This is a genomic window from Corynebacterium crudilactis (genome assembly GCF_001643015.1).
GTDB classification, from domain to species: domain Bacteria; phylum Actinomycetota; class Actinomycetes; order Mycobacteriales; family Mycobacteriaceae; genus Corynebacterium; species Corynebacterium crudilactis.
Genome location: NZ_CP015622.1, coordinates 2,887,512 through 2,911,674, shown reverse-complemented (window position 1 = coordinate 2,911,674; position 24,163 = coordinate 2,887,512). Strand labels below are relative to the sequence as shown.

General features: G+C 52.8%; 21 protein-coding genes. 9 read left to right on the top strand and 12 right to left on the bottom strand.

Features of this window, described 5'->3' with window-relative positions; all coding sequences use genetic code 11:
• The first annotated feature begins 1 nt into the window (after nucleotide 1).
• The gene (locus ccrud_RS13365; RefSeq protein WP_066568906.1) at nucleotides 2-640 is read left to right on the top strand and encodes a LuxR C-terminal-related transcriptional regulator; all 639 of its coding nucleotides are present in this window, start codon (nucleotides 2-4) and stop codon (nucleotides 638-640) included.
• Nucleotides 641-959: 319 nt separating this feature from the next.
• Here ccrud_RS13365 and ccrud_RS13360 read toward each other — a convergent pair whose 3' ends face one another.
• On the bottom strand, nucleotides 960-1,595 hold the full coding sequence (locus ccrud_RS13360) for a DUF6474 family protein (protein ID WP_066568903.1): 636 nt from the start codon (nucleotides 1,593-1,595) through the stop codon (nucleotides 960-962).
• Nucleotides 1,596-1,789: 194 nt separating this feature from the next.
• Here ccrud_RS13360 and ccrud_RS13355 point away from each other — a divergent pair, with 194 nt between their 5' ends.
• A complete protein-coding gene (locus tag ccrud_RS13355; protein ID WP_074025539.1) occupies nucleotides 1,790-3,208 on the top strand; it encodes a TM0106 family RecB-like putative nuclease in 1,419 nt (472 codons plus the stop codon).
• Nucleotides 3,209-3,468: 260 nt separating this feature from the next.
• On the opposite strand, the gene ccrud_RS13350 is transcribed toward ccrud_RS13355, so the two are convergent.
• Together ccrud_RS13350 and ccrud_RS13345 are read right to left on the bottom strand one after the other, a co-directional pair.
• Nucleotides 3,469-5,004, bottom strand: a complete 1,536-nt coding sequence (locus ccrud_RS13350) for a cupredoxin domain-containing protein (protein WP_074025538.1) — start codon at nucleotides 5,002-5,004, stop codon at nucleotides 3,469-3,471.
• A 114-nt stretch (nucleotides 5,005-5,118) separates the two neighbouring features.
• Nucleotides 5,119-6,336 (bottom strand): MFS transporter, encoded by a 1,218-nt coding sequence (locus tag ccrud_RS13345; RefSeq protein ID WP_074025537.1) that lies wholly within the window; start codon nucleotides 6,334-6,336, stop codon nucleotides 5,119-5,121.
• Nucleotides 6,337-6,410: 74 nt separating this feature from the next.
• Between ccrud_RS13345 and ccrud_RS13340 the strand changes: the two genes are divergently transcribed.
• Nucleotides 6,411-7,328, top strand: coding sequence for a LysR family transcriptional regulator (locus ccrud_RS13340; protein ID WP_066570018.1), 918 nt, complete (start codon nucleotides 6,411-6,413; stop codon nucleotides 7,326-7,328).
• 436 nt (nucleotides 7,329-7,764) lie between these two features.
• Here ccrud_RS13340 and ccrud_RS13335 read toward each other — a convergent pair whose 3' ends face one another.
• The gene (locus ccrud_RS13335) at nucleotides 7,765-8,367 is read right to left on the bottom strand and encodes a superoxide dismutase (protein WP_066568896.1); all 603 of its coding nucleotides are present in this window, start codon (nucleotides 8,365-8,367) and stop codon (nucleotides 7,765-7,767) included.
• A 245-nt stretch (nucleotides 8,368-8,612) separates the two neighbouring features.
• Between ccrud_RS13335 and msrA the strand changes: the two genes are divergently transcribed.
• The 4 genes from msrA to ccrud_RS13315 all read left to right on the top strand — a co-directional run bounded on the left by msrA (nucleotide 8,613) and on the right by ccrud_RS13315 (nucleotide 12,957).
• A complete protein-coding gene (msrA, locus tag ccrud_RS13330) occupies nucleotides 8,613-9,266 on the top strand; it encodes a peptide-methionine (S)-S-oxide reductase MsrA (protein WP_066568890.1) in 654 nt (217 codons plus the stop codon).
• A gap of 50 nt (nucleotides 9,267-9,316) precedes the next feature.
• On the top strand, nucleotides 9,317-10,564 hold the full coding sequence (locus tag ccrud_RS13325; RefSeq protein ID WP_066568888.1) for an amidohydrolase: 1,248 nt from the start codon (nucleotides 9,317-9,319) through the stop codon (nucleotides 10,562-10,564).
• Entirely contained in the window at nucleotides 10,551-11,099 is a 549-nt protein-coding gene (locus ccrud_RS13320; protein WP_066568878.1) for an LURP-one-related/scramblase family protein, read from the top strand. The genes ccrud_RS13325 and ccrud_RS13320 overlap by 14 nt, the downstream gene beginning before the upstream one ends.
• 265 nt (nucleotides 11,100-11,364) lie before the next feature.
• The gene (locus ccrud_RS13315; RefSeq protein ID WP_066568876.1) at nucleotides 11,365-12,957 is read left to right on the top strand and encodes a purple acid phosphatase family protein; all 1,593 of its coding nucleotides are present in this window, start codon (nucleotides 11,365-11,367) and stop codon (nucleotides 12,955-12,957) included.
• Between the two features lie 67 nt (nucleotides 12,958-13,024).
• Here the strand turns inward: ccrud_RS13315 and ccrud_RS13310 are convergent, their stop codons facing one another.
• From ccrud_RS13310 to ccrud_RS13275, 8 genes are all read right to left on the bottom strand, one after another.
• A complete protein-coding gene (locus tag ccrud_RS13310) occupies nucleotides 13,025-13,408 on the bottom strand; it encodes a PH domain-containing protein (protein ID WP_066568871.1) in 384 nt (127 codons plus the stop codon).
• A 109-nt stretch (nucleotides 13,409-13,517) separates the two neighbouring features.
• Nucleotides 13,518-14,780, bottom strand: a complete 1,263-nt coding sequence (lldD, locus tag ccrud_RS13305) for a quinone-dependent L-lactate dehydrogenase (RefSeq protein ID WP_066568869.1) — start codon at nucleotides 14,778-14,780, stop codon at nucleotides 13,518-13,520.
• Nucleotides 14,781-14,810: 30 nt separating this feature from the next.
• Nucleotides 14,811-16,115: an MFS transporter gene (locus tag ccrud_RS13300; RefSeq protein ID WP_074025536.1), complete on the bottom strand. Its 1,305-nt coding sequence runs from the start codon at nucleotides 16,113-16,115 to the stop codon at nucleotides 14,811-14,813.
• A 167-nt stretch (nucleotides 16,116-16,282) separates the two neighbouring features.
• The gene (locus ccrud_RS13295) at nucleotides 16,283-17,071 is read right to left on the bottom strand and encodes a metallophosphoesterase family protein (RefSeq protein ID WP_066568858.1); all 789 of its coding nucleotides are present in this window, start codon (nucleotides 17,069-17,071) and stop codon (nucleotides 16,283-16,285) included.
• Nucleotides 17,071-17,769, bottom strand: a complete 699-nt coding sequence (locus ccrud_RS13290) for a FadR/GntR family transcriptional regulator (RefSeq protein ID WP_066568857.1) — start codon at nucleotides 17,767-17,769, stop codon at nucleotides 17,071-17,073. The genes ccrud_RS13295 and ccrud_RS13290 overlap by 1 nt, the downstream gene beginning before the upstream one ends.
• Before the next feature lie 15 nt (nucleotides 17,770-17,784).
• Nucleotides 17,785-18,330: an NADPH-dependent FMN reductase gene (locus ccrud_RS13285; protein ID WP_066568855.1), complete on the bottom strand. Its 546-nt coding sequence runs from the start codon at nucleotides 18,328-18,330 to the stop codon at nucleotides 17,785-17,787.
• Between the two features lie 46 nt (nucleotides 18,331-18,376).
• Nucleotides 18,377-19,021: an HAD family hydrolase gene (locus ccrud_RS13280; protein ID WP_066568853.1), complete on the bottom strand. Its 645-nt coding sequence runs from the start codon at nucleotides 19,019-19,021 to the stop codon at nucleotides 18,377-18,379.
• Between the two features lie 9 nt (nucleotides 19,022-19,030).
• Nucleotides 19,031-20,674, bottom strand: a complete 1,644-nt coding sequence (locus ccrud_RS13275; RefSeq protein ID WP_245670290.1) for an alpha/beta-hydrolase family protein — start codon at nucleotides 20,672-20,674, stop codon at nucleotides 19,031-19,033.
• Between the two features lie 301 nt (nucleotides 20,675-20,975).
• On the opposite strand from ccrud_RS13275, the gene ccrud_RS13270 reads away from it, so the two are divergent.
• Complete coding sequence (locus ccrud_RS13270; RefSeq protein ID WP_066568847.1) at nucleotides 20,976-21,920, top strand: L-lactate dehydrogenase; 945 nt, start codon at nucleotides 20,976-20,978, stop codon at nucleotides 21,918-21,920.
• Nucleotides 21,921-22,055: 135 nt separating this feature from the next.
• Nucleotides 22,056-23,912, top strand: coding sequence for a pyruvate kinase (locus tag ccrud_RS13265; protein ID WP_066568846.1), 1,857 nt, complete (start codon nucleotides 22,056-22,058; stop codon nucleotides 23,910-23,912).
• Nucleotides 23,913-24,163 lie beyond the last annotated feature (251 nt).

The window sequence follows — 24,163 nt, the reverse complement described above, 5'->3', positions numbered from 1 at the left end:
AATGATTCGCGTGCTGCTTGCTGATGACCACGAAATCGTGAGGCTCGGACTCCGGGCTGTGCTGGAAAGCACCGATGATATTGAGGTGGTGGGCGAAGTTTCCACCGCAGAAGGTGCGGTGCAGGCAGCCCAAGAAGGCGGCATTGACGTCATCTTGATGGATCTGCGTTTCGGTGCAGGTGTGCAGGGAACTCAGGTTTCTACAGGCGCTGATGCTACTGCTGCGATCAAGCGCAATATCGATAATCCACCAAAGGTTCTGGTGGTGACCAACTATGACACTGATGCGGATATTCTTGGCGCGATTGAAGCCGGCGCCTTGGGATACTTGCTCAAGGATGCGCCTCCAAGCGAATTGCTTGCCGCAGTGCGTTCCGCCGCTGAGGGTGACTCCACATTGTCGCCGATGGTGGCGAACCGTTTGATGACGCGTGTGCGTACCCCTAAAACTTCGCTTACCCCTCGTGAGCTGGAGGTTTTGAAGCTGGTTGCCGGTGGTTCTTCGAACCGTGACATCGGCCGAATTTTGTTCCTATCCGAAGCAACGGTGAAATCCCACCTGGTGCATATCTACGACAAACTTGGTGTACGTTCACGCACCTCAGCCGTCGCAGCTGCCCGCGAGCAGGGCTTATTGTAGAAATCCGTGCTGGAGAGCGGTGTCCGTATGTGTTGAAACTTATAAAGAGTGGCACTAAATGCGACTCCCTGCCTCTCTAGTCATGTGGCAGGGTAAGTAGGTCACGGCCGGTGCGTTTCTCCGCGGCTTTATTCATTTTCCCGAGCAGTTCGACGAAGGTACGTAGATCCTCCTCGGGCCAGTCTGCGAGCATCTCGGTGACTTTTTCTTGGCTGGATATACGTTCCTCATTGAGCAGCTCCCTCCCCGAAGCTGGCGGCGGCAGTCATCTCCTATTTCATCTCCACCGCCACAACTGTGATGGAAGAAAAGTAATCAGCTACTTGTCCAGCAGTCGATCCTGGATCTGATCCGAAACCTGGTTGAGATCACGATTAATGGACTGGTGTGCACGATTGCGCTGTGCAGGGGACATGTACTCAGAGTTATTCGCAGCCGCTTCTAGCTCATTGAGGCGCTCTTCAACATCACGCACAAAACCAGCTGGCAGGCCGGACTGTTGTGCAGTTTCACGGACACCCTGGATGCGAGCCTTCAGCGTTGCAGCATGGCCTGCAAATTGGCTGAGCTGCTCTGCGGTGACTCCAGCGCGACGAGCACGTCCTTGCACAACCTGATCGCGGGCTTCGGTGGAGAGACGATAAATAATTGGCAGCAGTAGGGGAATGAGTACGCGTGCAGTGCTAGCCCAGCGGCCAACCTTATCCTTGTTCAAGCGACCTTGACGTTTTTGTTCAAGGATATTCTTCGCCACCTTCAGCTCATGCTTGTTGCGCTTTTTCAGACCTTTTTCTTCAGCCTTCAAAAGGTTTTTCTCTTGCTGTACAAGAAGCTTCTCGCGCCTGAGGTCTAGTTTGGCTTTGTTTTTTGCCTCAGTTTTTACTTTTACCTCAGCTGCTTTGATTTCAGCTTTGGTCTTAGCGCGTGCGGCTCGAATGGCTTCGAAGATGCCCATTAGTGTCTCAACTCTTTCATCGGTCGGCTATTTCTCGACTTCTCGATTCAACTTTACCCACGATGTTGCAATAAGCTCATGTCATTGTGGGAAGAATGCAATTGGAACGGTTAACTCCAAGTGATCTGGTGGGATGCAGGTACCGCCAGATACAGCGCGTACGTTACCCAGAAACCTCGCCCTTACCTGCGACGATGCAGCGTCGAGCTCGTCGAGCAGTAGGTTTGGCAGAAGTTTTAGACCGTCTTCCCGAACCGCCGAAAAAGCGCGGCCGAATTCCTTTTACTCGGATTGATTTAGACAGCGATGGCGAATTAGCTGAGTTTGATACTTTAGAGGCAATCGCTGCGGGCGAAAGCCTGATCACCGGAGCAATATTTACCGGCACCTATGAGGGAGTGCAATGGGAAGTACTTGCTGATCTATTGGTGCGCAATCCCGATGGCAGTTATATGCCAGTGATGGTGAGCAATCACCGCGTGGCTCGTCCCGATCCGCATAAAACAATGCGTGGAATTTCTGTCTCTCGTTTGGGCATGGGTCAGCCTCTAGCGGTCAATGCCACCCTGCGCCACCACACTATTGATGGCTACCGCCTGACTCTTGCGCTCATGGGGTTGGAAGAAGCTGGTGCTGCACCTGACACATCCGTTGGCGCAGTTGTCGGACAAGACCGTGATTGGGCATATTTGGTGGATATCGCCAGATACGCTCCAGCTGCCCACCGAGCGTTGCTTGCCCCTGCGCCAACTGCTCCACGCCGAGTGAAAGAATGCTCAACGTGCAGGTTCTGGCCAACATGCGAACCTGAACTACAAGCAGCTGATGAAATTAGCCTGTTCCTCTCTGGTGATCGTGCCGAGACATATCGAGACAAAGGAATCCACACGACCCAAGAGCTCATCGACGCGAATCTTGGCGAGATTTCACATATAGCCGCAGCTTGGCGGGCAGATATCCCAGTGCTGCGCAAAACTGCACAGACCACCGCTCCACGTTTCGATGTTGAGATCGATGTCGACGTGGAAGCCTACCTAGATCTGGGCGCATACCTATGGGGAGCCTGGGACGGCGAAACGTACACACCTTTTGTCATGTGGTCAGATCTTGGTGAAGCTGCCGAAGGTGAAAACTTTGCTCAGTTTTGGGCTTGGCTTAAAGCGCGCCGGGATAAAGCTCGACAGCATGGCCAAACATTCGGAGTCTTTTGCTACGCAAGCAACGGCGAAAACCACTGGATGCTTTCTACCGCACGCCGTTTCTATGGCAAGGTGCGCGGAGTCCCAGATGAGCAGGAAATTCGCAGTTTTATCAGCTCTGATCAGTGGAATGACATGTTTGCTGTTGCCAGATCCCAATTGGTTGGCCCTGGTGGATTAGGTCTGAAGCAATTAGCTCCAGCTGCAGGATTCCATTGGGAAGAAGAAGACTTCGCTGGTGAAGATAGTCTGCATGCTTATTTGATTGCGTCCACGGCTGTAGGCGAAGAGGCCGAAGCCGCGCGTTCTCAGTTGCTGAGTTATAACGGAGATGATTGCCGGGCAACAGCTGCCGTCCGGCATTGGCTTCGGCAGGGTGCTCGTTCTGCGCCGATTTTAGGAGATGCGCTTTAAAGGGCGATTTGCCGGCTCTTAATTGCAGAATGGGCATTCACTTAGTTGTGCTGCTTTAAGGCTCCTGAATGCGATTCTATGAGGTCACTTTTTTCAGGTGTGAACTTATGTTTTTGAGCCGACCAGACAGGGCGACCAAACGTCACGCTGCCCTTGTACATCTTGGTCACCTGGTCCAGTTTAAAAATTTCACATCAGACTAGGCGACCAAAATCTGGACTATCTGGGAAGTTTTGGTTTCCTGGTCTGGTTTTTAACAGCTAGTGGCTGACTCGCACTTCTAAGACCATTCCTTGTGCGCGGTGGCCGGCAATTGTGCACCAGCCATCCATAGTTTCAGTGATTTCGCCGACCACGACGGTGATTTCATCGCCAGGTGCAACACGGCCGGTCTGTATTCCATTGGCAAATTTGAGATCGTGCACCATATCGTCTTGGTTGATCAGCGTGACTTCCAAAGTTTTCCCAAGAGGCACCTCGATGATATCAGGGGAAAATACCATGTCACCTGCAGTAATGGTGACGGGATAGACGTCGGAATTTACGGAAGTAACAGGAACTGCGCCGGGATTGAGTCCACCGAAAGCTGCCAGAATCAGTGCCAGGACAGAAATTCCGGCGGTGATTTGGTTGAATCGTGGCTGTTCAGGAGGCGTGATTGGATCACGTTTTTTGGTGATAACGCCACGCTGGGCTCGTACTGCACGCGGCAGCAGAATGACATAAATCGCGAGTGCACCGATGCTGAGCAGCGATACAACAACCCGCAGCCAGGAGTTTTGCGTCAAGAGCCAAATCGCTAGGCCGCCATTGAGCACCGTCCACCGAAATAGCCCTGCAGTATTGAGAATTTCTGTGCCGGTTCGCACTGCACTGGCCCCGCCACCCATTATGGACGGTAGGAGATAGCTCATCACACCGATCAGTAGCTGTGCACCAAAACCGATGACCAGCGCAATTGTCGGAATTTCCACATGATAAAGCTCGCCGTGATGCATCATTGCCTGCGCAGCCAGCCAAATGAGGCTGCCGATCAGCCAGAGCGGGGCGGTTGTGATGGAAGACGTCGAAAAGCTTAGTTTGCTTATCGACGCCTTCCCCCACCCCGCCATGCTCAGCAACCATGCTGCCGCGTAGGCGCTCAGGCCTGCGGCGGTGAGATAACCGTTATTGAGCAGGATGCCACCGATGGTAATAGGCAAGCTCAGGACGATAATTCCCACGGCCCACGGGGTAAAATTTGTCATGATTTTGGTGCGCCAAATTGCAGCAAAGAGGACGGAGAGGGAGCCGAGTGCGGCGAGACCGACAAAGCCGAGGATATTGATCACGGTGTGGGCTAAAAGGACACGCTCCTGGAGTCCATGGGAAAGTTCTTTGGATAACAGTGCGCCGGCGAAGGCGCCAAAGGGCAAACAACATGCGCTTGCGATATAAGCCACGATGGCAGAGGCAAAGGGTTGTCCGCGTTTGGCGCTGCGAAATTGTGCGGCCAAACTTAGCGCGTGCCAGGCCAAAACACTGCCGATAATGGTTGCGCCGATGCTGGTGATCATCCATTGGCTACTCATCTGGCCGATGAGTGTGATGATGATTCCGATATTGAGTACCCGAATTTTCAGCAATTGTGCCGGGCGTTTGGCGTCGTCGACTCTTTGGTGCAGGAACTTTTCAGTGAAATGCTGCGACCAAATGACGATGGCATTGGTGATGACACCGAGGGTAAAGAGGTGAATGAGCACCCAGCGATATTCGGGGAGGATTGGGTGGATCAGTCCGGCGATAACCAGGGTCATTAGCCAGAGCGATACTGGTTTACTTGCTTTTCTATGCCAGGTTCGACTGTTCCACGTGGAATCGGTACGCATAGAGATAACATTAGCGCCCATTTAAGCACGGGTAAAACCGTATTAAATGCTTTGTCGTGCAAGCTTTGCCAAAGTCAACGAAATGACCAACACACCGCAGAGGAGAAAAACCAACCAGCCGATGAACGCAATCCAGGGCAAATGGGTGAAGATGAACCCAGAGAACCAGCCAATCACGGAAGAGCCAACGTAATAACAAAATAGGTACATGCTGGAGGCTTCAGCGCGATCTTTTATAGCGATAATGCCAATCCATCCGGAAGCGCTGGAATGGAGTGCGAAAAATGCGGCGGTGAACACAAAGAGCGCTGCCAGTGTGAGCCACAGATTATTGATCCCCATGAGTGCCATCGATGCGATCATGGTCAGACTTAAGAAAATTACTGTCGGACCGTTGCCGATCTTTTCTCTCAACGCACCTGCCTGGGTGGAGCTCCAAGTGCCGGCGAGATACATAATAAATACTGCGCCCACCAGGACTTCGCTGAGTCCAAATTGCTCAATCATGCGGAAGCCCAAGTAGTTATATAGGGAAACAAAGGTGCCCATGCCCAGAAAAGCGGTGGCAAAAAGTAGCGCTAGGCGAGGATTGCGCCAATGGGAGACCATCGCGGAAAACTCATGGCGCAACGTAATATTTTTCGGCTGGAAGCGCTGTTGCCGTGGCAGGAGACACACCATGAGGACGCCGAAAATAAGAGCGGCAATGGAACTGCCCAAGAGCGCATTTTGCCAATGGGTGAGCTCAAGTAATCCTGCCGGGATCATGCGGCCCATGAGTCCACCGACAGTATTTCCCGCGATATAAATGCCCATGGCATGGCCCAGATCGCGTGGATGAATCTCTTCGGAAAGCCAGGTCATGGCGACTGCCGGAGTGCCTGCAAGCAGTGCTCCCTGGAGTCCTCGCAGGGCAATGAGCATGGTGATGCTGGGAACCAGGGGAAGAATTAATCCCACGAGCACGGCCAAAGTTAAGGAAATAATGAGGACGCGGCCTCGGCCAAATTTTTCAGACAGGATTGATGCGGGCACAATGCACAGCGCAAGCATGCCAGTAGCTGCAGAAACCGTGAGTGCAGATTGGGTGGGGGTGATCCCTAAATCTTGTGTCATGGTGGGCAGCAGCGCTTGGGTGCAATAAAGACCATTGAATGTAGCAAGGCCAGCAGCCAGCATGGCGAACACAGCGCGTGTGTAGGTGCGGGTGCCACGTTCAATGCCTTGACTGATTATTGCTGTGCTCATGGGCACCATCATGCGCCAGCTAAAAACATTAGTAAAATGTTAGAAAGAGCTGTTTTTGATTCATTTTATGCATGTACGCTGTGACCATGGATAATAGCGGCGGCGAGATGCGTATTGATGATCTACGCAGCTTCATTTCAGTGGCGAGATCAGGGCACCTCACCGAAACCGCGGAACAGTTGGGCATCCCGCAGCCGACCCTTTCACGGCGTATTGGGCGTGTGGAAAAACAAGCAGGCACGCTGCTTTTTGATCGTGTGGGGCGCAAACTCGTCCTCAATCAGCGTGGACAGGCATTGTTGGTTCATGCCAGTGAGATGGTGGCGCAGTTGGAATCTGCCACCACGGAAATCAAGCGCCTCATGGATCCTGAAAAAGGAACGATCCGCCTGGATTTTATGCATTCACTTGGTACCTGGATGGTTCCAGAACTCATTCGAACATTTCGTGTGGAGCATCCACATGTGAAATTTCAGCTGCACCAAGCTGCGGCGATGTTGCTGGTAGAGCGGGTCTTGGCTGATGACACAGATCTCGCCTTGGTCGGTCCCAAACCCCCAGAGGTGGGCGCCAGCTTGGGCTGGGTGCCGTTGTTGCGTCAACGTCTGGCAGTAGCTGTTCCAGCAGATCATCCGTTGGCTAATGAGGCAGAAGTTAGCATGGAGATGGTGCAACACGAACCTTTTGTAGCCATGCGGACAGGGTTTGGCACTCGGGTGCTCATGGATAATTTGGCTGAAGAAGCTGGTTTTATGCCCAATGTTGTTTTTGAATCCATGGAGCTGACCACCGTGGCAGGTCTGGTGAGTGCCGGGCTTGGCGTTGGAGTGGTGCCGATGGATGATCCCTATTTGCCTACCGTGGGGATCGTGCAACTTCCCATTTATCCTTCAGCGTTTAGAGAGTTGGGATTGGTATGGCGTAAAGATGCGGGACCTGCGCCAGCTGTGGAAAATTTCCGAGATTTCGTGGCGGGATCACGATATGCGCTGGAAGAAGGCTGAGCTATGAGTGCTATTTTAAGGGCTTGAATGTGCCCAATGTCCTGTTGTCTCAGTTTGATCCTGACGGGCACTCAGGGGCGATTCTGAGCGTGTTATTTTTGTGGACATTGAGGCTGATGTTGGTCTTGTAGGGTTGCTGAAAAGTTCCGGTGCAAGGACCTGTCACATCTGAAGCCTACCGATGGATATGTGGTGAATCCTAGCGATTGAATTCGCCGCCGGTGAAATGCAAAAATCCACCACAAATCACAAAATTTAGAGATTTGTGGCAGATCCTAACAAGCGCTCTCTCTGCCAGGCTGATGGTGTAGGAAACACAACGGCCCAAGCTAGATCCCCGAGAGTCTAAACTCCCTAAACCCCTTAACCTGAAAAACACCCCAAAGGGCAGCAAAAAACCACCCTGGAAAACCAGAGTGGTTAGTTAAACTAATGCTTACTTGGATGCAGCTGCGAGACGCTGTGCCACGTCATCCCAGTTGAAGACGTTCCAAACAGCCTTGACGTAATCAGGCTTAACGTTCTTGTACTGCAGGTAGAAAGCGTGCTCCCACATATCAAGCATCAGCAGTGGGGTGATGTTGATGGAGATGTTGCCCTGCTGATCGGTGAGCTGCTCAACAACCAAGCGACCTGCAATGTGGTCGTAGCCAAGAACTGCCCAGCCGGAGCCGTGCAGGCCAAGAGCTGCAGAGTTGAAGTGATCCTGGAACTTAGCGAAAGAACCGAAGTCGCGGTTGATAGCCTCAGCTAGTTCACCGGTAGGCTCGCCGCCACCGTTAGGAGAAAGGTTCTTCCAGAACACGGAGTGGTTGGTGTGTCCACCAAGGTTGAACGCAAGGTTCTTGGACAGTGCGCGGATCTGGTCAGGGTTGGTGCCCTCTTCGCGTGCCTTCTCTAGTGCCTCAAGTGCAGCGTTAGCGCCAGCAACGTAGGTTGCGTGGTGCTTGGAGTGGTGAAGCTCCATGATCTCAGCCGCGATGTGTGGCTCGAGTGCATCGTATGCGTAATCAAGTTCGGGAAGTTCGTATACAGCCATGTGTAATCCTTTCGTAGGTTTCCGCACCGAGCATATACACCTTTTGAAAATCCGTCAGATGGCGCTTTGCAAAAGTGCTCTGTGCGATACTTCCCAATGATAGGCCTTTTTGTTGATATTGCAATCAATCCTTTCATCCCACCTATTTATTGGGGGAGGGGAAAATGCGATGGAATATTGGGTGTTGCATAGTGGTTGAAAGGGCATAAGGCTTCCTCAATTTAAGATAAGGAACACTTCACGTTATGGCATGGTTTTTCGCACCCGAGCCCGTTATGGTCACCCCAGAAGAGGCACTCAAAGGTGGTAGGCATCCAGTTCTAGAAACACCCGCACCACATACTGTGCTGGGGACCCCGATCACTGGACCGTGGAAAGAGGAGCAGCAAAGGATCTGGATTGGTCTTGGTTGTTTCTGGGGCGTTGAGCAAATGTATTGGAAAATGGATGGCGTGGAAGGCACCTCTGTGGGCTATGCCGGTGGCTACACGCCCAATCCGACGTACCGCGAGGTCTGTTCCGGTCGCACCGGCCACACGGAAATCGTGGAAGTTGTCTATGATCCAACACGCGTGTCTCTAGAGCAGCTGGTGGCTCGCGGCCTGGAAGCCCACGATCCCACCCAAGGTTTCCGCCAAGGAAATGATGTGGGCACTCAGTACCGCTCGGCGTATTTCACCGATAATGAAGAAGATGCTGCGCGCGTCAAAGCCGTGGTAGATGCCTATGGTCAAACTCTTGCGCAGCATGGTTTCGGTGCGATCACCACGGAGATCGGTGCTATTTCTCCTGCGGAATATTTCCTGGCGGAGGATTATCACCAGCAATACCTGGACAAGAATCCGGAGGGCTACTGCCCTCATCACTCCACCGGGATTCCATGCGGCGTAGAAGCTTAAAAGATTTTTGCTTGTCGACGCGCCTCTCCACATCGGATTACGCTTAAGGCATGACGCTTTCCACAATTCTTTCAGACCTGGACCAAACCCGCGGCTACCGAGAAGAACTGTATAAGTACTTCCATCAGCATCCGGAGCTATCCCTGCAAGAATTTGAGACAGCTAAGCGCATCATCGCAGAGTTGGAATCTTATGGTGTGGAGGATGTTCAACGCATTGGTGACACTGGAGTTGTCGCAGTGATCAACAATGGTGATGGCCCAGTTGTTGCAGCTCGTGGTGATATTGATGCACTTCCTATGGCAGAACGATCCGATAAGGATTATGCAGCAACTGGAGTTACCCAAGTTGATAACAACACCGGTAAAGAAACTCCAGTAGCGCATTCCTGTGGTCACGATGTGCACATTTCCTCCCTGCTGGGTGCAGTGCAGGCACTTAACTCCCATAAGGAATCTTGGAATGGCACATTTATTGCCGTTTTCCAGCCAGCTGAAGAGACAGCAGCTGGTGCAAAGATGATGGTGGAGGAGGGGATCGTCGATAAGCTTCCTACCCCGGATGTCTACCTCGGCCAGCATGTGCTGGGCACCCTGCCCGGCGGGGCGGTGGGCACGCGCGTGGGTGCGGTGATGTCGGAGGCTGCGTCGATTGAAATTACGCTGCACGGCAAAGGATCGCATGGCTCTATGCCCAACCTCGGTGTGGATCCGATTGTGCTGGGTGCCGCTATCGTCACGCGTCTGCAATCTGTGGTGTCAAGAGAAATCGCAGCTAGCGAGACCGCAGTGCTGACCGTGGGCAGTTTTCACGCCGGCACAAAATCTAATATCATTCCAGATTCCGCCGTGCTTCAACTAAATACCCGTGCTTTTTCCAAAGAAGTTGCAGCCCACTTACATGAGGCAATTGAGCGGATTGTGCGCCATGAATGCGAAGCAGCCAGGAGCCCGGAGCCACCTGAGTTTAAGTATTATGACCAGTACCCATTAACCCATAACGAAGTATCGGCCACCGCGCGCGTTCGTGCAGCATTCGATGAATACTTCGGAGAAGAGTCCACTGATTTAGCGCAGGTTCCAGCCTCTGAGGATTTCTCCATTATCCCGGATGCCTTTGGCGTTCCATATTCCTACTGGGGCTTGGGTGGTTTTGCAGATCCAGCAGCCGCGCCGGGTAATCACTCGCCAGCATTTGCACCAGATATTCAACCCACCCTTGATCGCGGTATCGAGGCACTTGTTGTCGCAGCTTCTGCATGGTTAGTAAAAAATGAGGGCCACAATGAATCCATTTAGCTATGACACCTTGATTGTCCAGCAGGTTTCTTCATTTTTGACCAACAACTTTGAGATCTACAACCCGCAGGGAGAGGTTGTCTTAAAGATCAACACCGAAGGATCTTTGGGTTCCCGGTTGGTCAAAGGCGATCGTCGTTTCACCTTGGTAGATGCCTCCGGTACACCCGTTATGCAGGTGCGCGATCCGATGAATTTTGTACGCGACACCTTTGAAATCACTGATAGCGATGGCACCCCGATTGCTCATGTGCGCAAGCGCTTTACCTTCTTTAATAAGCGTATGGATATTGAGCTTGCCGGTGGCAGTGTTATTGAGATGCACGGAAATTTCCTCGGCTTTGATTTCGAATTCCGCATGGGGGATCGCATTCCAGCGAAGGTATCAAGAAAATGGTCTGGTGCGGCCAAAGGCTTGTTAGGGCGCAGTACTTATGCAGTAATTTTTGATGAACAAGTTCCAGAAGACATCCGAAAAGTAATTATCGGTGGCATGGTGGCGTTGGATCTGATCCGGGCGAAAGAGAATAATTAGCTTTTACGAGCCTGTGGAGTGCATGTAGAAGAATTGTTACTGGTCAGGGCTATAAAAGGGGAGGGTGGCTACTGTCGCCCCCGAAGCATGTCCTAGGAATGTCCCTTACCTGTCGAGAGAGTGAACTCTTGACAAAGTTTTGTTTAAAACCCATGTGGCCGGCAGATTACTCGTATTCATCGAGAGAGATTTTGACAGATAACTATTAGCTTTTTGTAAGTAGTACTAATTTATCGTCTTGAATCTTTCTCCTAGGAGTTCCATTATGGCTTCCCGCCGTTTTCGTATGATGCTTACCGCAAGCATTACTGCAGCTTCTCTCGGCCTTTCCCTTACCCCAGCAATCGCAGTTGAGACTACTGCACCTGCTGTTGGCTTCGATTCTGGTATCGCCCGCGATGCAGCCTTCACTTCTGTTCCACATGATGTGGTTGTCGGAGTCGGCGCAACTGAATCCGAGATTATCTTCAACTGGATCACAGCTCAGGGACTCAACGGCCAGGTTGCGCAGCTGTCTCTAGATGATTCTTTTGCAGCCCCACTCACCGTTGAGGCAGTGTCCGAAGACGTAAACATTGTGAACACTGAAGGTGACTTCCGTAAGAAGGCCGAAGGCGAGTACGTCGAGTACCGTGCTGGTGCAGTCAACCGCGCTACCGTAACCGGCTTGGCAGAAAACACCACCTACTCCTACCGCGTTGGTTCTGAAACTGATGGCTGGTCTGAGGTGCAAACCCTCAACACCAGCACTTATGGCGATGACTGGAACTTCCTCTTCTTCGGCGATACCCAGCTATACAACACCCACTCAGACCGTGCAGAAGAAGTACAGAACTGGGCTTCCAACCTGGAACTCGCTACCTCTGAAAACCCAGAGACCTCTTTCATCCTGTCTGCAGGTGACCAGGCAAACCACTCCAACTGGGATGAGCACTCCGCCTATATTTCCCCAGAGACCCTGCGTAGCTACCGTCTGGCTGTCAACAACGGTAACCACGATCAGTACAACTACGATGCCTACGACGCGATGTACCCACGTCCAAACCAGGTAGATGAGAACTACTTCTTCGAATACAACAACGCGCTTTTCCTGTCCGTGGACTCCAATGACTACATGGACATCGACGATGACATCGCATTCCTGCGCGATACCGTTGCTGCTCATGGAGCAGACAAAGAGTGGATCGTTTTGACCTACCACCACTCGACCTACTCCCAGGCCTACCACATGGATGACACTCGCATTAAGTACCAGCGCGAACGTTTGACCCCAGTGATCTCTGAGCTCAACGTTGACCTGGTTCTGGGCGGACATGATCACATCTACACTCGTTCCCACCTGATGAACGGTTTCACCCCGGTAGATGCAGGACGTGAGGCAGTAGCCGGTGAAATGCTGCATCCGAAGGACGGAGAAGTTGTTTATGTCGCTGCGAACTCTTCCTCTGGATCTAAGTTCTACGATTTCTATGATTTCCAGACCGGCAAAAACGATGAGAATGGTTTGGGTTTCCAGGACACCGTTGAGCAGAGCAAGATCCGTACCTACACCGCAATCTGGGATCAGGACAAGGTACAGGATTACACCAACGTTGAACTCACTTCAGAAGGTCTGACTGTGACCACCAAGGATGCTGTTACCGGTGCACTTGTGGATCAGTTCACTCTGTCCAAGGAACAGCGCGATGAAGAATCTGAAGTTCCAGTAGAAGATTCCTCTTCCGAGTCCGGTTCTTCTGAGTTCGGCTTGGCCGCAATTCTTGCTCCACTGCTAGCTATCTTCGGCTTTGTCGGTGGACTCTTTGCAGGTGGCGGAGCATTGACTGAGGTATTGGCTAACTTCGGCATCAAACTTTAAAGTCACCTTTTAATACTGCTTGTTAAAAAACTGCCCGCATTCACCATGAATGCGGGCAGTTTTCTAATTAATTTCCTAAAACACCGAACACTGCGTGAGCGATGAGAAGATCAAGGCGACGGATATCGGCATTTCTGCCGAGCTTAATTTTGATGTGCCCAGCTTTAGTCCAAAGCTCGAGCTCAGAATTGAAATCCAAGGTTCCGGAGTTCTCTGAAGACCACATATTGATTGAAGAATAAGGGAGAGAATACATCTCGACCTTTTTGCCGCGGATACCTTGGGCATCGCGAACAATTAGTCGACGATCGGTGAACACGGCGGAATCACGAAAAGTCTTATAAGCGGTGATAGGGCGTTCGCCAGGGACGAGGATTGTGCCAAGATCGTTGGGAATGGGAACTTCTTGTTCAAAAGTCCAGGTGGTGATGGCGCTTAATTCATTGCTCATGGTGCTCTTTCTGATAAGTGGAACTTTCGAGGGGCTTTAAAAATAATGATGCCACTTGTGGTCAATTGAATTCTCTCCAATTGGCCACAAGTGGCAGATGCAACAGGTCTTAGACGAGGTCGCTGAGGTTCTTCACATTGTCAGAAACAGGAACCATCTTGGTTAGCTGAGTGACATGGCGTGGTTCGAGTTCTTCGAGGGAGGAGACTCCTAAAAGTGCCATGGTGCGGTTGATTTCACTGTGCAAAATGGCGATGGTGCGATCTACGCCTTCACGTCCACCAGCCATGAGACCGTAGAGGTAAGCACGTCCGATAAGAGTGAAATCAGCACCCATGGCAACAGCTGCAACGATGTCTGCGCCGTTCATGATGCCGGTGTCGATCATGATGGTTGGATCAGCGCCGACTTCCTTACGGACCTGTGGCAGCAGGTGGAATGGAACTGGTGCGCGGTCGAGCTGGCGTCCACCATGGTTGGAAAGAATCAGGCCATCGACGCCGTGATCGAGAAGTTTCACTGAATCGGCAACGTTTTGCACACCCTTGACCAGGAGCTTTCCAGGCCACATCTCACGGATGACTTTGAGGTCCTCATAGGAGATGGTGGGATCCATGGCGGAGTTGAGGAGATCTCCGACGGTGCCTCCAGTAGAGGAAAGGGATGCGAATTCCAGGGTTGGGGTGGTGAGGAAATCGATCCACCACCAAGGGCGTGGAATTGCGTTGAGCACGGTAGATGGGGTCAGCTGTGGTGGGATGGAGAAACCGTTGCGGGAATCGCGGATGCGGTAGCCGGCGACAGGGGTATCCACGGTGAACATCAGGGTGTCAAAGTCTGCTTTAGCTGCACGTTCGACCAGGCCATAGGAGATATCGCGGTCGCGCATGACATAGAGCTGGAACCAGTTTCGACCACCTGGGTTTGTTGCTTTGACGTCTTCAATAGAGGTGGTACCCAAGGTTGAGAGGGTGAAAGGAATTCCTGCTGCACCAGCAGCGCCAGCACCAGCAATTTCGCCTTCAGTCTGCATGAGGCGGGTAAAGCCAGTGGGTGCAATGCCGAAAGGCATGGAGGAAGATGCACCGAGGATCTGGGTGCTGGTGTCTACGTTTTCTGCAGGCTTGAGGATGTCCGGGTGGAACTCGATGTTCTCAAAAGCTTCGCGAGCACGTTTGATGGAGAATTCGGCCTCGGCTGCGCCATCGGTGTAGTCGAATGCGGCGGCGGGGGTGCGTCGTTTAGCGATATCGCGCAGGTCGTAGATGGTGAGCGCGGAGTCCAAGCGGCGCTTTTTACCGTTGAGCTCTGGCTTTTTAAACTTCATCAGTTCAAGAAGTTCAGCTGGGTTGGGAAGTTGGCGTTTGACCATGTTAGAGGATCCTTTTTAAAGAAGTTGGTTCTAGTTTTCTTGGTGTGCAACACGCTTGATGAAAAACGATGCAATCACGGAGATCATGCAACATGCTGCGACATAGATGGCGATTGGCCACCATTGTCCGCCAGAAGCTTCAAACATCCATGCTGCGATCAGTGGTGCAGTGCCGCCGAAGAGTGCAGCTCCAAGCTGGTACCCCAGAGTAGCGCCGGTGTAGCGGACCTCGGGTGCGAAGTTTTCTGCAATGACGGTGCCCAGGATAGCGTTTACGCTGCCCCAGAGGATGCCGAAGCCGAAAACGGTGGTGACAAACAGTGCCCACACAGCACCTGTGTTGAGGATCAAGTAATAAGGCACGATGAACACGATGGTTGCGCATGCGGAGAGCCTGTACAACGTTGCGCGGTTGACCCTGTCAGAGAAGGAACCGAACAGTGGCATCCAGATGGTGGCAACCAGTGCTGCACAAGCAACGGCCAGGAGCACCATGTTGTTACGAATACCCAGGAAGTTGGTTGCATACGCCACGATGTAGGTGCCGAAGATGTAGAACGGGCCGGTTTCGGCAGCCTTTGCACCAATGGAGACTAGAACAGCTGGCCAGTACTTGGTTAGGACTTCCTTCAAAGGCATTTTTACTTGCTGGCCGGAATCGCGGATGCGCTTGAACTCAGGGGTTTCATCTAGGCCATTACGGATGGCGAGGCCAATGAATACCAAGACGATGGAGCCCACGAATGGGATGCGCCAGCCCCAGGTGAGGAACTGTTCTTCTGGCATCAGCGTCAGGAGGGAAACAACGCCGGCTGCGAGCAGCATACCGATGGAGATGCCCATCTGAGGAACGGCGCCATAGAGTCCACGCTGGTTCTTTGGTGCGTATTCATAAGCAAGCAGCAGTGCGCCACCCCATTCACCGCCGATGCCAATGCCCTGGAGGATGCGCAGGAGCATCAACAGGATGGGTGCCCAAATGCCGATGGAATTGTAATCCGGCAGCAAACCAATGGCTACTGTTCCGCCACCCATGAGCATCAAGGTGATGAACAGGGTTTTCTTGCGTCCGATGCGGTCACCGATATGAGCGAAGATAACGCCACCGACAGGGCGGAAGAAGAAAGTAAGGGAGAAGGATGCATAAGCCAGGATCGTGGAAAGAAACTCATTGTCGGTGGGGAAGTACATCTTGTTGAATACCAAGGCAGCGACTGTTCCGTAGACCAGAAAGTCGAACCATTCAATGATGCTGCCGCTGAGGCTGCCCAGCAGGACGCGCTTATTAAGCTGCTGTTTCGGCGGTGCACTTTGATTTGATGCAGTGGTTGTCATCGGTGACCTCTTCTTGCGGTGGGGTTTAAGGGACGCAGTTGAACCTAGTGGCCCAACCTCATGGTCAGACCACAAGAATGTAAGACAGATCACCTTTAAATGTCAATAGGGTGCAGTGAACAAGGGGGGTATTGGAAGAACGTCCAATACCCCCCTAAAAACCTTAATTAGTTAATCTGCATGACCGGAAAAGGCCACGGCCGCTGCAGATGCGGTGGGTGCTTTTCAAAGGGGTAGCCCAAAGAAACTTCCACATGACTAATGCCATCGACGCGTGTTTCGGCGGGAATATGCAGGTGTCCATGGATGGCCATGAGGGCGTTGTATCGAACCGCCCAATCTCTGGTGGCAGTGGTGCCACACCAGAGTGCGATGTCTTTTTCAAAGAGTCGGTGGGTGGGTTCGATAACAAGGGGCCAGTGGTTGACCAGTACTTTTGGCCCTTTTGTGGCCTTGAGGCGGTCTTCTGTGTAGGAAATTCTTTCGGCACACCACTGTGGAATATCCACATAGGGAGCAATCGCTAGTTCATCGTCTAGTGTTATTTTGGCTTGGGCGAGAGCCTGTTTCGCGCTGAGGCCAACCGGGCGGAAAGAATAATCATAAAGTGTAAAAAGTGGGCAGATGGTCACGCCACCAAAGACTGGATAGGGGTCTTCGGGTGTGATCACGCCCAGCGCGCGCAGTTGCCCAACGAGGGAGCGATAACGAGCTTTTCCGTTGATGCGGTCAGTTTTACGATTGAACAGTTCGTGGTTGCCGGGAACCCAGATGACGGTATCGAAACGCGCCACCAATCCCGCAAGCGTGCGCACCACATCAGGAATTTTCTCGGCTACATCGCCAGCAACGATCAACCAATCACCTGAATGTTGGGGCATAAGCGCATCCACTGTGTCTTGGTTTTGGGCGAAAGTAACGTGCAGATCGCTGACTGCCCACAAGGTGCGGATCATTAATCGGCCTGCGCGGTGGCTGTTTCTTGGTAATAGCCTTCGATGTGGTCTTTGATCAGCGAAGAAGCTGTAGCAGACTCGCCGGCACGAAGTGCGGACAAAATAGCGCGGTGTTCTTGCTGTAAACGAGCTGCGGTGGCCTGCCAATCAGGTAACGCGCGGGCACGCGCCACGGTGTGATCAGCAACGGAAAGCCGGAGTGCCTCCATCAATGTACTGATCAACGGGTTGGCTGCACCTGTGGATAACGCCACGTGGAAATCTGCATCGAAGCGCAGGAAATCTTCCAAAGGCAGTGTGGGATCATCCATTTTTTCCAGCAGTGCCTCCGCCACCGACCAATCGCCACGTGTTGGATCAGAATGAAGCGCTGACCAGCCTTCAAGAAGCTGGCGGGTTTCATAAATATCGTGGTGGCCAACCTGGTTGGTCAGCAATTGCAGCGTCACTGACAAAGACAGTGCCTGTCCGGGAGCTGCCGTGATGATGGTTCCAGAACGAGGTCCGGAACCCGTGGCAGTAGAAATTGTGCCGAGTGCTTCGAGCACACGAAGCGCCTCCCGCAGTGAGCTTCTAGAAACTCCAAGAGTTTCAGATAAAGCTCGCTCGCTGGGGAGATGATCACCGATTTTTAACCGACCACTGCGGAGTTCTTCGGTGACCCAATCCATGACAGATTCATGCGCTTTCACACTCATCAGTATCTCAGAGCCCTAAGCGCGCAGAACCGATAGGAGGCCATCAAGAAGCCGAACCAATTCACCAGCACGCCGATCGTTAGGGCTGAACACTCCATCCTTGTTTTCCGTGAAAGTAGAAAAGGTCAGTTGGGAACGAATATCGTACATATTGAAGGTGGCGATGATCTGGCGCCATTGCTCCACAACACGGATGCCTTCGACCGAACCATAAGAAACGAAAGCAACTGGTTTATCCAGCCACTCATTCCCTAGCACGTCATAGGCATTTTTGAACGCGCCGGGAACGCCATGGTTGTACTCCGGGGTGATGAAGATGAAGGCGTCACAGGCATCGATGGCTTTAGACCACGCTGTGACATTGGGATCATCGTATTGCTTGTTGGCAGCTCCTGGCACAGTGACTGATTCCAACAGAGGGACGTTGAAAGCTTTGAGGTCAATGAGTTCAAATTCCGCATCGGGAGCGTCATATGATGCGATTTGTTCCATGGCCCACTCTGCAACGCCTTGGCCGAAGCGGCCTTCGCGGATGCTTCCTAGAATGACACCAATTTTCATAGCGATCCTTAACTCTTAAGAAGAAATAACAGCGGTACTCGCGAGTCTAGTGAAACAGTTCATCCAGGGAGGAGATGTCTGCGCGGGGATCAGCTCCGGAACGGTCGATATAAAAGGCGGTCCAGCCCAGCTCGCGGGGAGCCTGCACATCATTGACCCAATCATCGCCAATAATGGTTGCGGATGCAGCGCCCACATGAGCCAGCGCACGGGCATACATTTCTGGCCGGGGCTTGGCGGAATCTAGAGTGGAGGCGGCCAACATGACTAGTTCTGGCAGGTTAAGGCCAGTGCGATCAAGTTTGTCTTGCTGCATGGGAGCGGCACCATTGGTCAAGATTCCTACCGGATCGCCAGTTGCCACCGCGCGTTGGAGGACTCCCAAGGCATCGGGGTAGGCAGTCCAGTTTTCTTCATAGGCGGTGAGGTAGCCGGTGTAAATGCCATCGCAGGTGGCGTCGTCAAGCGCTAAATCTTTAAGGTATGCCCGGATGCGGTCGCGGCGCTGACCTAGATGTGTGGTCTCGCCGCGCTCAAAACGGGCAAAGCCCCATTTATCCAATTCGATCCAGCGCTCAAAGTCTGGTTCGATGCCCAACGTTGGGGACCAAGCCTTCAGAGCGGCGTGGGCAGCGGAGGTGTGATCGACAAGAGTACCGTCGAGGTCAAAAAGGATCGCATGCGTCGTCATGGGTTTACATTAGCGTTTGATGTGGTTGGAGCGGATCCAATACGCAATGCTGTGGCGCAGCTCGGGGGTGACCTCGAGATCCAGAAGTGCCGCCCAATAATCAATAAATTCCTCATGATAATTGTGCCCATGCCCGCCAGGCGCCGCAGTGGAGGTGAGCAAATCAAGTGCCACCTGCCAACCCGTCACAAACGGCACCCACCGCAGGCGCGGAAATACATCCTGATGATCTCGGTCAGGATATTTCAGCCAACCGGGGCGCTTGAGAAATAGCTGTGCATCCCACCATACAATCGGATCCGAGGCGTGCTGTGCAATGATCATCCGGGGAAACTCCCAGGTAGTGGCCATATCAAGGTGCTCCGGGGCCCCTGCAAAACGAATATGTCGCCCACCAGCAAGCACCGGCAAACGCTCAGAGCTGCCCGCATCGCGACGCGCGCGCAGCGCATTCATGGACTCCGAAAACCGCGGCGTGCCAGATAACAGCACACCGTCAGCGGTGCCAAGAAGCTTTTCGACGTCTCCCCACACCTCGGCCAACCCATATGCCCCCAGTGACTCTCCCGCAAGAAACAGCTTCGGGCGACTGCCGGCGGGAAGCTTGGCTAGCTCCTGGAGGACGGCATCGAGAAGCATTCTCGCCGCATTAATGGGGCCGTCATTGTCCTTGTACCAGCTCAGCGCACTGGGCAGGAATGAATATTGCATGGAAATGGTGACGCAATTTCCGCGGTTGAGAAACTCAAAAGTATGCGCGGACCAATCCGTGATCCAACCGGTTCCGGTGGAATTATTGAGCACAATATAATCGCGGCGCAACGCTCCCGTGCGGTGCATTTCTCTGATTATCAGATCCACTTGATTGGTTAGTGACCGTCCTGGAACCATGCCCACAAAAATACGAATCGGCTCATGAGTATCAAGCGGCGAGGATTTGGTGACCGCGATGATATCGTCTTTGCGTGGACCGCCGGACAGCACCGCGCGCCCCTGCGAACCGACCGCATCCCAGTGCTCATAAGACCACGGACTGCCCGAACGCTCCGGCTCCCACGGCTGCTCAGTGCCAGGAAAAACCACCCGATTCAGGTGTTCGGCCTGGATTGCCGCGTTGTGCAGCATGCGTCTGAGTACCACACGATCAGCCAAGGTCAGAGTGCTTAAAGTAATGACTGTGACTGCGACAATGAAGCTGAGCCACGCGGGAAAAATGCGCTCAATAATGCGCTTGACATTGTTGATGCTGTGTTGGGTAAATTCACCTGCGATTAACAGTGCACCATAGCCTAAAATTCCTACGCCCATACCTGCGATGGTGTCCTGCGGGCCGGAATTTTTAGCGCCAATGAGCCGGATCTGTGCGCGGTGTCGTACCACTCCGACGATGGTGGCTGTTGTGGTGACCGCACCGACTGCAATGTGGGTGGCATTCTTGGAAAACGTGAGCTTGGTGCTGGGAAGAACTGAGTGAATTCCAGTTGCCATCGCATGACCTACAGCTTGTAAAACCGCCAGATTAGCGGCGGTCACCCACCAGGGGCGGGGAAGAAGCGATGGCGAGAGGGCCCACCAAGAGGCAATTTCTGCTCCGATAAATCCCGCACCCATATTCTCCGGCAAGATACGGTTGCGACGATAGCGAGGAGACATCCGGAGTCCCGGCGTGAGTTCTGAAAGTAATTGTGCGCTAAAGCGCAGAGCAGGTTTGATCTTTGCCTTTGTTATCAGGCGGGGGAGAGCTCTGGACGCTAATCTGGGGAGCGAAACCATAATGAGCCATCATTGCAGAGCTCCATGGGGTCTGCAGGATGTGATTGTTTCAACAAAGATTAATGTCTGGTCTGACCACATTTTCGGGCATAATTAAAGGTGTAACAAAGGAATCCGGGCAAAAGCTCTTGCTGATTTTCTGAGCTGCCCGGCGAGCGGGAACTTAGAAAGCGGGATTGTTATGAAAGAGACTGTCGGTAACAAAATCGTCCTCATTGGCGCAGGTGATGTCGGAGTGGCATACGCATATGCCCTGATCAACCAAGGTATAGCCGACCACCTTGCGATCATTGATATCGATGAGAAAAAGCTTGAAGGCAATGTCATGGACCTCAACCATGGCGTGGTGTGGGCAGATTCCCGCACCCGTGTCACCAAGGGCACCTACGCTGACTGCGAAGACGCAGCCATGGTTGTCATTTGTGCCGGCGCAGCCCAAAAGCCTGGCGAGACTCGCCTCCAGCTGGTGGACAAAAACGTCAAAATCATGAAATCCATCGTCGGCGATGTCATGGACAACGGCTTTGATGGAATTTTCCTCGTCGCATCCAACCCCGTAGACATTCTCACCTACGCTGTCTGGAAATTCTCCGGACTGGATTGGCACCGCGTCATCGGCTCCGGGACCGTCCTCGATTCTGCACGATTCCGCTATATGCTGGGCGAACTCTATGAAGTAGCCCCAAGCTCCGTGCACGCCTACATCATTGGTGAACACGGCGATACCGAACTTCCTGTCATCTCTTCCGCCACCGTCGCAGGCGTATCACTCAGCCGCATGCTGGATAAAGATCCCACACTGGAGGGTCGCCTGGAGAAAATTTTCGAAGACACCCGCGACGCTGCCTATCACATCATTGACGCCAAGGGCTCCACTTCCTATGGCATCGGCATGGGCCTTGCCCGAATCACCCGCGCGGTACTACAAAACCAAGATGTAGCCGTCCCAGTATCTGCACTACTGCATGGTGAATACGGCGAAGAAGATATTTACATCGGCACTCCAGCCATCATCAACCGTCGAGGTATTCGCCGCGTGGTGGAACTTGAAATCACCGATCATGAAATGAATCGCTTCAAACACTCCGCGAACACGCTGCGCGAGATTCAACAGCAGTTCTTCTAGTTTTCTCTGGTGGTGTGAGTGCTTGCTTGATTTCGAGAGCATATGCGGAAGTACTTGCGCTGCCAACCGTGTGGTTTAGGTGCAAAATATGAACTAGACCGAGGTTTGTGTGTATTTGTAGCCTAAGGAGCGCAAATGAATGAGTTTGACCAGGACATTCTTCGAGAAATCAAGACTGAACTCGATGAGTTGATTCTCGAGCTTGATGAGGTGACACAAACTCACAGTGAAGCGATTGGCAAAGTTTCTCCCACCCATTATGTGGGTGCCCGCAACCTCATGCACTATGCACATCTGCGCACCAAAGACCTCCGTGGCCTGCAGCAACGACTTTCTTCAGTAGGTGCCACCCGGCTGACCACCACTGAACCAGCAGTGCAAGCACGACTCAAAGCAGCCCGAAACGTTGTTGGCGCTTTCGCTGGAGAAGGCCCTTTATACCAACCATCTGAAGTCGTTGACGCATTTGAAGATGCGGATGAAATTTTGGATGAGCACGCAGAAATCCTTCTCGGCGAACCACTGCCAGACACCCCTTCCTGCATCATGGTCACTCTGCCCACCGAAGCTGCCACTGATATTGAATTGGTTCGTGGATTCGCCAAAAGTGGCATGGACCTCGCCCGCATCAACTGTGCCCATGATGATGAAACCATCTGGAAGCAAATGATCGACAACATCCATGCTGTTGCGGAAGAGGTAGGCCGAGAAATCCGTGTGAGCATGGATTTGGCTGGCCCAAAGGTACGCACTGGTGAAATTGCACCGGGCGCAGAAGTCGGGCGTGCGCGAGTAACGCGCAATGAAGCCGGAAAAGTGCTGACACCAGCAAAATTGTGGATCACTGCGCATGGCTCTGATCCTGTTCCCATTCCAACAAATCTTCCCGGCCGCGAAGCATTACCCATCGAAGTTGCTCCCGATTGGTTTACCAAGCTGAAAACCGGCAGCGTAATCAACGTTCCCGATACCCGTGGTTCCCGCCGTGCCTTCACCGTCACCAGGACTTTTGACGGCGCAGTGCTGGCCGAAGGCCCACAAAAAGCATATGTTTCCAACGGCACGCTTCTAGAACACGATTATGATCGTTCCCGCGTCTACGGAATCCCCGCCATTGTCCAGCGCATCAACTTAAAAGTGGGCAACCGCCTCATTCTCACAGATGAAGAATTAGTTTATGATCCTTCCTCCGGATCCGGACGCACCCCGCGCATCAGCTGCACCCTGCCCCAGGCAGTCGGCGCGATCAGGGTTGGACACCGCGTGCTTTTCGACGACGGCGCCATCTCTGCAGTCTGCATCGAGAAAAACACAGCTGACGGTGTCACAAACGTAGAACTTGAAGTTACTCGCGCTCGCCCACAAGGCGTGAACCTGGCAGCCTATAAGGGTATCAACCTGCCAGATTCCGAACTTCCGCTGCCAAGCCTGACCGAAGAAGACCTCGACCACCTGCGCTTTGTGGTGAAATATGCTGATATCGCAGCGATTTCCTTCATCCGCGATGTCGCTGACGTGGAGTATCTCCTCCAAGCACTCGAAGATATCAACGATCCTGCAGCAGTGGAACGCCTCGGATTAGTGCTCAAGATTGAAACCATTCCAGGATTTGAAGGCCTGGCTCAAATCTTGCTCACCGGCATGCGCCACGAAAACTTTGGCATCATGATCGCCCGCGGTGATCTAGCCGTTGAACTGGGCTTTGACCGCATGGCTGAAGTTCCACAGTTGATCATGGCTCTCGCCGAAGCAGCTCATATTCCGACAATCCTGGCCACCCAAGTGCTGGAAAACATGGCCAAAAACGGACTACCTTCCCGCGCAGAAATCACCGATGCCGCAATGGCCTTGCGCGCTGAGTGTGTCATGCTGAACAAGGGCCCCCACATCAACGATGCCATCAAGGTACTGACGAAAATGAGCCGAAAGCTGGGAGCATCGCAGCGCAAAAGTAGGTTGTTGTTGCGCAAGGTGAAAAGCTGGGAAGAATAAACCGGGTTTCGGGTGCGAAAAAGCGCTTCAGAATGTCAGAGATCTTCAGAAATTGCGAGATTTTGACATGCTGGCTGGTGCAGACTCTGGAAACCAAACGACAGTGCCCACGAGCCCATGAAATCTGAAATTTGGGCAGCTGTGACCGGTTTCGAGCTTGGATAACCAAACCACAGTGCCCACGGAGCAGGTTTTAAGCTGCCGTGGGCACTCTCATTTGGTTTGGTGAAAACTTCAAGGTCTGCCCCTGA

Bases quoted from the DNA above. Each gene is read 5' to 3' on its own strand.
- ccrud_RS13365 (WP_066568906.1), top strand. From the start codon at position 2: ATGATTCGCGTGCTGCTTGCTGATGACCACGAAATCGTGAGGCTCGGA.
- ccrud_RS13360 (WP_066568903.1), bottom strand. From the start codon at position 1,595: ATGGGCATCTTCGAAGCCATTCGAGCCGCACGCGCTAAGACCAAAGCT.
- ccrud_RS13355 (WP_074025539.1), top strand. From the start codon at position 1,790: ATGCAGCGTCGAGCTCGTCGAGCAGTAGGTTTGGCAGAAGTTTTAGAC.
- ccrud_RS13350 (WP_074025538.1), bottom strand. From the start codon at position 5,004: ATGACCCTGGTTATCGCCGGACTGATCCACCCAATCCTCCCCGAATAT.
- ccrud_RS13345 (WP_074025537.1), bottom strand. From the start codon at position 6,336: ATGATGGTGCCCATGAGCACAGCAATAATCAGTCAAGGCATTGAACGT.
- ccrud_RS13340 (WP_066570018.1), top strand. From the start codon at position 6,411: ATGGATAATAGCGGCGGCGAGATGCGTATTGATGATCTACGCAGCTTC.
- ccrud_RS13335 (WP_066568896.1), bottom strand. From the start codon at position 8,367: ATGGCTGTATACGAACTTCCCGAACTTGATTACGCATACGATGCACTC.
- msrA (WP_066568890.1), top strand. From the start codon at position 8,613: ATGGCATGGTTTTTCGCACCCGAGCCCGTTATGGTCACCCCAGAAGAG.
- ccrud_RS13325 (WP_066568888.1), top strand. From the start codon at position 9,317: ATGACGCTTTCCACAATTCTTTCAGACCTGGACCAAACCCGCGGCTAC.
- ccrud_RS13320 (WP_066568878.1), top strand. From the start codon at position 10,551: ATGAATCCATTTAGCTATGACACCTTGATTGTCCAGCAGGTTTCTTCA.
- ccrud_RS13315 (WP_066568876.1), top strand. From the start codon at position 11,365: ATGGCTTCCCGCCGTTTTCGTATGATGCTTACCGCAAGCATTACTGCA.
- ccrud_RS13310 (WP_066568871.1), bottom strand. From the start codon at position 13,408: ATGAGCAATGAATTAAGCGCCATCACCACCTGGACTTTTGAACAAGAA.
- lldD (WP_066568869.1), bottom strand. From the start codon at position 14,780: ATGGTCAAACGCCAACTTCCCAACCCAGCTGAACTTCTTGAACTGATG.
- ccrud_RS13300 (WP_074025536.1), bottom strand. From the start codon at position 16,115: ATGACAACCACTGCATCAAATCAAAGTGCACCGCCGAAACAGCAGCTT.
- ccrud_RS13295 (WP_066568858.1), bottom strand. From the start codon at position 17,071: ATGATCCGCACCTTGTGGGCAGTCAGCGATCTGCACGTTACTTTCGCC.
- ccrud_RS13290 (WP_066568857.1), bottom strand. From the start codon at position 17,769: ATGAGTGTGAAAGCGCATGAATCTGTCATGGATTGGGTCACCGAAGAA.
- ccrud_RS13285 (WP_066568855.1), bottom strand. From the start codon at position 18,330: ATGAAAATTGGTGTCATTCTAGGAAGCATCCGCGAAGGCCGCTTCGGC.
- ccrud_RS13280 (WP_066568853.1), bottom strand. From the start codon at position 19,021: ATGACGACGCATGCGATCCTTTTTGACCTCGACGGTACTCTTGTCGAT.
- ccrud_RS13275 (WP_245670290.1), bottom strand. From the start codon at position 20,674: ATGTCTCCTCGCTATCGTCGCAACCGTATCTTGCCGGAGAATATGGGT.
- ccrud_RS13270 (WP_066568847.1), top strand. From the start codon at position 20,976: ATGAAAGAGACTGTCGGTAACAAAATCGTCCTCATTGGCGCAGGTGAT.
- ccrud_RS13265 (WP_066568846.1), top strand. From the start codon at position 22,056: ATGAATGAGTTTGACCAGGACATTCTTCGAGAAATCAAGACTGAACTC.